Annotated in this window: 10 protein-coding genes; 2 read left to right on the top strand and 8 right to left on the bottom strand. The window is 48.4% G+C overall.

Annotated features, from left to right (window positions below; all coding sequences use genetic code 11):
• Positions 1 to 719 (top strand): WS/DGAT domain-containing protein (locus A3750_RS08285; protein ID WP_156498487.1); only part of this gene is annotated, 719 nt, incomplete at its 5' end.
• A 48-nt stretch (positions 720 to 767) separates the two neighbouring features.
• On the opposite strand, the gene A3750_RS08280 is transcribed toward A3750_RS08285, so the two are convergent.
• Positions 768 to 1,403: a DUF2057 family protein gene (locus A3750_RS08280; protein ID WP_068458265.1), complete on the bottom strand. Its 636-nt coding sequence runs from the start codon at positions 1,401 to 1,403 to the stop codon at positions 768 to 770.
• Positions 1,404 to 1,597: 194 nt separating this feature from the next.
• On the opposite strand from A3750_RS08280, the gene A3750_RS24860 reads away from it, so the two are divergent.
• Positions 1,598 to 1,795: a DUF6316 family protein gene (locus A3750_RS24860; RefSeq protein WP_068520448.1), complete on the top strand. Its 198-nt coding sequence runs from the start codon at positions 1,598 to 1,600 to the stop codon at positions 1,793 to 1,795.
• 12 nt (positions 1,796 to 1,807) lie between these two features.
• Here the strand turns inward: A3750_RS24860 and A3750_RS08270 are convergent, their stop codons facing one another.
• The 7 genes from A3750_RS08270 to ribD form a co-directional block, all read right to left on the bottom strand.
• Positions 1,808 to 2,290 carry a phosphatidylglycerophosphatase A gene (locus A3750_RS08270; protein WP_231871770.1) on the bottom strand — a complete coding sequence of 161 codons (483 nt, stop codon included), beginning with the start codon at positions 2,288 to 2,290 and terminating at the stop codon, positions 1,808 to 1,810.
• Positions 2,283 to 3,263 (bottom strand): thiamine-phosphate kinase, encoded by a 981-nt coding sequence (gene thiL, locus A3750_RS08265; protein WP_068458258.1) that lies wholly within the window; start codon positions 3,261 to 3,263, stop codon positions 2,283 to 2,285. Before thiL ends, A3750_RS08270 begins: the two co-directional genes overlap by 8 nt.
• 35 nt (positions 3,264 to 3,298) lie before the next feature.
• Positions 3,299 to 3,766, bottom strand: a complete 468-nt coding sequence (gene nusB, locus A3750_RS08260; protein ID WP_068458256.1) for a transcription antitermination factor NusB — start codon at positions 3,764 to 3,766, stop codon at positions 3,299 to 3,301.
• Positions 3,766 to 4,242 carry a 6,7-dimethyl-8-ribityllumazine synthase gene (gene ribE / locus A3750_RS08255; protein ID WP_068458254.1) on the bottom strand — a complete coding sequence of 159 codons (477 nt, stop codon included), beginning with the start codon at positions 4,240 to 4,242 and terminating at the stop codon, positions 3,766 to 3,768. The genes nusB and ribE overlap by 1 nt, the downstream gene beginning before the upstream one ends.
• Before the next feature lie 22 nt (positions 4,243 to 4,264).
• Positions 4,265 to 5,368: a bifunctional 3,4-dihydroxy-2-butanone-4-phosphate synthase/GTP cyclohydrolase II gene (gene ribBA, locus A3750_RS08250; protein WP_068458252.1), complete on the bottom strand. Its 1,104-nt coding sequence runs from the start codon at positions 5,366 to 5,368 to the stop codon at positions 4,265 to 4,267.
• A gap of 42 nt (positions 5,369 to 5,410) precedes the next feature.
• Complete coding sequence (locus A3750_RS08245) at positions 5,411 to 6,073, bottom strand: riboflavin synthase (protein ID WP_068458250.1); 663 nt, start codon at positions 6,071 to 6,073, stop codon at positions 5,411 to 5,413.
• Between the two features lie 5 nt (positions 6,074 to 6,078).
• The coding region (gene ribD / locus A3750_RS08240) for a bifunctional diaminohydroxyphosphoribosylaminopyrimidine deaminase/5-amino-6-(5-phosphoribosylamino)uracil reductase RibD (RefSeq protein ID WP_068548162.1) at positions 6,079 to 6,726 on the bottom strand (648 nt) is incomplete at its 5' end.

The following is a 6,726-nucleotide window of genomic DNA, read 5'->3' as shown; positions in this document are numbered from 1 at the left end:
ATGTCACAACGAACGACATCCTAATCGGGATTTGCGCAGAAGCACTGCATTGCTATTTAAAAGACCACAATGTACTACCTAAAGCGCCACTCATTGCCCTTTCTCCAATCTCAGTACGCTCAACAAGCCTTAATTACAAATCAGGCAAACAACTCACAGCAAGCTTGTTCTCGCTAATCACAAATGAGCCACATCCAATCAAGCGGATTCGAGAGATTCACGCGATGGCAACGGACTCTAGTCACTACGATGACGCGATATCGGCAAATAGATTAACCGAGTTGGTACCGACAAATATGACCGCGCTCTCTGCTCGCGTCTACTCGGAATTTTTGCTCGCGCAAAAGTTTAAACCGATGTTCAACCTGCCCATCATCAATATTCCAGGGCCACAGTTTCCACTTTACTTTGAAGAAAACGAGCTCGTATCCCTTTCAAGTAGTAGCCCACTGTTTGACGGCATAGGCCTCACGATCACGATCATTAGCTACAACGGCCGTTACAACATTAACTGCACTTACTGCCCAGATAATTTTATTGGCGACAAAGCGTTTTCTAGCTATTTAAAGGAAGCTACTGCGCGAATTGAATCGATGCAAAGTGAAGACGTAACGATTGAAGCGGAATCAGAAGCGAACCGCTCTCTCGTGACAGGTATTATCGATGACATAACAGGCATCGTCGGCGGTCTGTTCTCCTCCGCCGAAGAAATCAAATAGTGTGGCAAAAATAGCTTACACAAACACCATCTAAAGTGAGGCTGGGTGCTACTTAAAAGCCCACTTAAGAAAAGCCTTTTTATCCTCTGTTGAAGCGCCTTCCCAAATCACTTTCATGGCCTCAAGTGGCGGCAAGCCTGCAGCCTTCGACTCAAGCTGACCTGCTTGGACGCCGGCAACCGCCACCTGCTCGCCCATCTCCTGCTCTACCTGCTTGACGTACAGATCCGAAGCACCGAGAACATTACCCTGACTATCCACCAGGTTCGCTGTAAATCTCTCGGCAAACGCTCGTGCCTCACGAATGTTTTCAACATCATCAAACTCAAAACTCAAGCTATCGCCAGCCTTCACTTCAATCTCAACAACCTGTGCTGGCGACTCGACAGCCTCTGAGCGAGGACCGTCCTGCCCCTTAGGCGCCACTGACCAAACACTCGTATAATTAAAGACTATGCGATGCTTCCCCGGCTTCAGTGCGTACATAGTCTCTATATTCGACAATAAGTACGTCGTCATTTCTGTACCATCGATTTCGATGACCTCGATATTGTCACTCGCAGTAAGGATGGCGACATCTTTATCTGGTAGCGCTGCACCTTCATATGTTTTGACAGGTTTTCCGGTACACGCAGACACCATTGCCACGATCACAAGCAGCAGGATCCCTCTAAGACTTCGCATAATCATGTTCTCTTATTCAATGTAATTCACTACCCTGCATTTTGAACTTAGCGCCGAGCGCTTTCAATGATTTCCGAATAGAACGCCCAAAGCTAAAGATAATTTCACCCAACAAAACGTAAAGCGAGACTTGGTTGGTTGATTTTTAACCGACATCATCTAAATTTAAAGGACTTAGGGGAGGTATCGTAACAATGAATCAAGCAGCTCATCGCCACGGCGAATCCGGAGACGTTCCATTTCGAAGCGATCGTTTTTTTTGTGCAGGCCAAAAATGGTATTTTTCAACACGAGAAGGCTTTGATAGTGGCCCATACGCATCAAAAGAACGCGCAGAGGCAAGTCTTGAGCGGTTCCTCTCAGTAGTTCAACGCCTACCAAAAACCCACTAGGCAAACAATGGTCTAATTCCAAAGATAGGCGACCGCCTGGAGAGCGATCAACGCATATATCCCGGCAACCAGATCATCTAACATGATCCCAAAGCCGCCATGTACCTTTGCATCCAACTGCTTGATCGGTGCTGGCTTCCAGATATCGAACACTCGAAATAAAATAAATCCAAGTATTACCCATAGGATACCCTTGGGCGCGGCCATCATAGCGATCCAATAACCAACAAACTCATCCCAAACAATTCCTCCGTGATCATGCACACCAAGAGCCTTGCTCGCAACTTCGCAGAGATAACAGCCAACAACAAAGGCAACTAAGCACACCAGCACATAGGGGAGAATTGGAAGATCCGCTATCAAAAAGTAGAATGGCACCGCAGCGAGCGTACCAAAGGTTCCAGGCGCCTTTGGCGCACAACCACTTCCAAAACCAAACGCCAACAGACAGCGAGGATCCTTCAATAAACTCAAAGGGATGCGCACTTTATCCAAAATGATCGAATCCTTTAACATTCGGTGCCCTGTGATAGACACCATTTTTATATAACCGTACACGCTCGCCTGTATGCTCAATCGGGCAATCCAACATATACCCAATCTTAAACAAGCCTAGCTCTTTGGCAAGGCGCTCTTTATTCGCTGGCATGGTCGCCAACAGCCTGTAATCGTCTCCTCCAGCCAAGGCAAGATTCAACGCCTCCACATCACCCTCTACGCGGCGTAGCGCACCTGAAAGAGGAATGGTATCTAAATCTAAATGACAGGCCAGATCTGATGCCACCGCGAGCTGTTCTAAATCCGCCAAAAGGCCATCAGAAATATCTAGCGCAGCGGATGCATTTCCTACAAGCGCCAAGCCCAATTCGACCTCAGGCCTAGGACAAGCATACGCATTAAACAATCGATGCTCGTCATCACTAAGGGCATCTTGTCTATTAGAAAGAGCGAGCTTCAAGCCTCCTGCTGCGTCTCCAAGACTACCGCTCACATATATGCCGTCAGCCGAACTCGCCGTGCTGCGCTGCAGGTAACGGTCACGCTCTACCAAACCATGCACCTGAATGCTGATAGAGAGAGGACCTTTCGTTGTGTCCCCACCAACCAATTTAAAATCAAACCGATCCGCCAGCTCATAAAGCCCCCGAGAGAACGCATGAAGCCATTGCTCTTCAAACTCGGGAAGCGTTAAGGCTAAGGTGAAGTGGTGAGGCCGCGCACCCATCGCTGCAAGATCACTCATTGCCGAGCCAAGAGCACGCGTCGCTATTTTGTCAGCAGGAAATCCGACAGGAAAATGACGTCCCTCAACCTGCGTATCGATAGAGAAGACGAGACAATGGTTTTCAGGCAGACTAAAAACCGCAGCATCATCACCAACAGATAACTCAAATGCATTAGATTGATGCCGAGAAAAGTAGCGAGAGATCAGGTCGAACTCAGGGCTTTGACGAAATCTTAACCCCATGATTCAAGCACCCGATTAATCATTAGAAACAGCGTCTAAGAGCGTTTTGCGCTCGCCTCGGCAGATCGAAGCTTATTCCCGAGCTTGTCGAGTATTCCATTGACGTATTTATGGCCATCCGTGCCACCAAACTCCTTCGCTAACTCAATCGCTTCGTTAATGACTACTCGAAGAGGAATATCAATGCGATTCATCAACTCAAATGTCCCAACCCTCAGAATAGCAAGCTCGATCGGATCAACATCTGCAATAGCTCGATCAAGGAGAACTTCAAACTGCTGATCAAGCTCATTGACGCACTTAGGGATCGAACGGAATACTTGCTCGAAGTAGGCTTCATCAATCTTTCTGAAATCATTATCCGTTCGGAACTCCGCTTCAATCTGCGATATATTCGCCTGACCAAGCTGCCACTGATAAAGCGCCTGCAACACAAGCTTGCGAGAACGCTTACGCTGTGAAGTCGTGATTTTTCGGGAAGTATTCTGTTCAGAGTCGCTCATTAAATACCCGCATTCTTAAACAAAGTGAGCATTTCCAAAGCAGACATTGCAGCCTCGGCACCTTTGTTTCCGGCTTTCGTGCCCGAACGCTCAATCGCTTGCTCTATGCTGTCAACGGTCAATACCCCGAATGCGATCGGTAAGTTGCACTCAAGAGACACGGCGCTAATGCCTTTAGTACACTCACCAGCAACATACTCAAAGTGCGGCGTTCCACCACGGATCACTGCTCCGAGCGCAACGATCGCATCGAACTTACCAGTTTTAGCTACACGCTGCACCGCTAAAGGCATCTCAAACGCACCAGGAACACGATAAATCTCAATATCGCTTTCGGCGATACCCTGACGAACAAGAGCATCGATCGCCCCCTCTAAGAGGCTCTCAACAACAAAGGCATTAAAACGACCCACGACAAGGGCAAACTTCCCGGAAACTTCTTTAAAATCGCCCTCATGGACTTTGATATTTCGCATGCTAATACTCTTCCTAAAAATGTTATCCGTTGTACGGAATGAATTCAGTTACTTCTAAATCAAAGCCGGACAAGGCTGAGAACTTCACTTTCGGCGCAAGCAATCGCATCTTGCTCACACCAAGATCCCGCAGAATCTGCGAGCCTGTACCGACCGTTAAATAGGCGCCCTGCCCTCCGGACTGAGGCGTGGCCGCATTAAAGAACTCAATCAAGCGCTCTTCCATACTCGCCTCGTAAGTATCTCCCAACAAAACCAACACGCCCGCACCCTCTTCTGCAATCCGCGCCAAGGCATTTTGAACCGACCAAGATTGCGAGCCCTCTTTCAAAACACCAATAGTGTCCCGGAGGATGTCAGGATACTGAACTCGCACGACCGGCGCATCGACATCCTCAACGGAACCTTTCACAAACGCCATGTGCAAATCGCCCTGCAGAGTATCTTTGTAGGTAATCAGATTAAAATCACCATGCTCCGTTTCAATTCGATGCTCCTCTTGCCTGACAACAGTCTGCTCATTCAAAGCGCGATAATGGATCATATCAGCAATGGTGCCGATTTTAAGATCGTGTTTTTTCGCAAACTCTTCCAAATCAGGGCGTCGCGCCATCGTTCCGTCTTCGTTCATTATCTCTACAATCACCGATGACGCTTCAAAGCCAGCCATTCTAGCTAGATCACAACCCGCCTCGGTATGACCTGCACGACTCAACACGCCACCCGGCTGAGCTGCAATCGGAAAAATATGCCCCGGCTGCACGATATCTTCGGGCTTGGTATTGCGACCAACCGCCGTCCTCACTGTATGCGCTCTGTCTGCAGCAGAAATCCCTGTTGTAACACCCTCTGCAGCCTCAATAGAAACCGTAAAATTGGTTTGAAACTGAGCATGATTACTCGCCACCATCAACGGCAAACCTAGGAACCTACAACGCTCCTGCGTCAACGTAAGACAAATAAGACCCCGAGCATGAGTCGCCATGAAATTTATATCTTCTGGACGCACTTGTTCCGCAGCAATGACCAGATCGCCCTCATTTTCGCGATCCTCATCATCCATCAAGATCACCATTTTGCCCTGACGAATATCTTCTACCAGCTCTTCAACAGTGTTGAGCTTCATTCAACCTCCGGTTCAACCGTGCATACTCAGCACGACGATGTATTAAACTTTATAGCCATTACGAGCCAAAAATGCCTCGTCTAATGCTGGCTTTTCTTTTGACTCTGCTAACTGACCTACTTGCAAAAGCCTTTCGGCATATCGAGCCATTAAATCTACTTCCAAGTGCACTTTGGTTCCGGATTTATAACCCGGGATAATTGTATTTGCCGTGGTGTGAGGCACTATATTTAGGGTAAAACCTTTTTCCACAAGACCAGTAACCGTAAGGCTGACGCCATCTACGCAAACCGACCCCTTATTGGCGATATAACGCGTCAGCTCTTGCTCGCATTCGATGGTATAACGCAGGGAGTCCCCCTCGGAACTGACAGCAACTATAGACCCTATTCCATCAACATGCCCACTCACTAAATGGCCACCCAGGGGCTTACTAAGCGTGAGCGCCTTTTCTAAATTGACCGAATCACCAACCCTCATTGAGGCAAAACGCGTGTAACGCAAAGACTCCGCCGAAATATCCGCACAAAAATCCCTAGAAGAAAACTGGGTAACAGTCAGACAGACACCGTTTACCGCAATGCTATCTCCAAGCTGAACATCACTCAAACCAAGAGCTACGCTTTCAATCCGTATGCGCATACCCTCTCGAACACTCTGAAGCTCTGCAATGCGTCCCACCGCCTCAATGATCCCGGTAAACATTCTGCCTATTTCCTCTTCAGCCGATATCGCATTCTTACATCGCACCCAAGCATACGAAGATCATTCAATTCAAGCTCAATCGCTTGATCCATGCGCTCTAAAGGAAGTAGGGCCAAACCTCTTGCCGCACTCCCCATCATCTTCGGCGCCATGTAAATCAACAATTCATCAACTAAGTTCTCAGCTAAAAGATCACCAGCAAGACCCGCACCCGCCTCAACAAACACTTCATTGATCTCTCGCTGCGCAAGCTCTGTCATTAACTGCTTCGCGCTAAAGTGCCCATGCTCATTTAGCGGCAATACTAAGACTTCAACACCGGCCTTGGGCGCAACTTGCTTCGTGATGGTTGATTGGTCAGCGACCACATGAATGACCTGTGCATTGGCATCAAAAACAGCCTCTGAACCACTCAACACGCGTTTTGAATCTAGCACAACGCGCGCCGGCTGCTCTCGACGAGACGCTAATAGTTCAGACTCCCTAACCGTTAACCTCGGGTTGTCTTGCTGGACAGTGCCCGTCGACGTTAGTATCGCGGACGCTCTGGCCCTCCATCGTTGAACATCTCGGCGTGCATCAGGACCCGTAATCCACTGGCTTTCTCCCGATTCCATCGCCGTTCTTCCATCGACACTCATCGCCATTTTTAA

It is taken from the genome of Oleiphilus sp. HI0079 (assembly GCF_001635105.1).
This window is presented reverse-complemented; position numbering and strand designations above follow the sequence as displayed.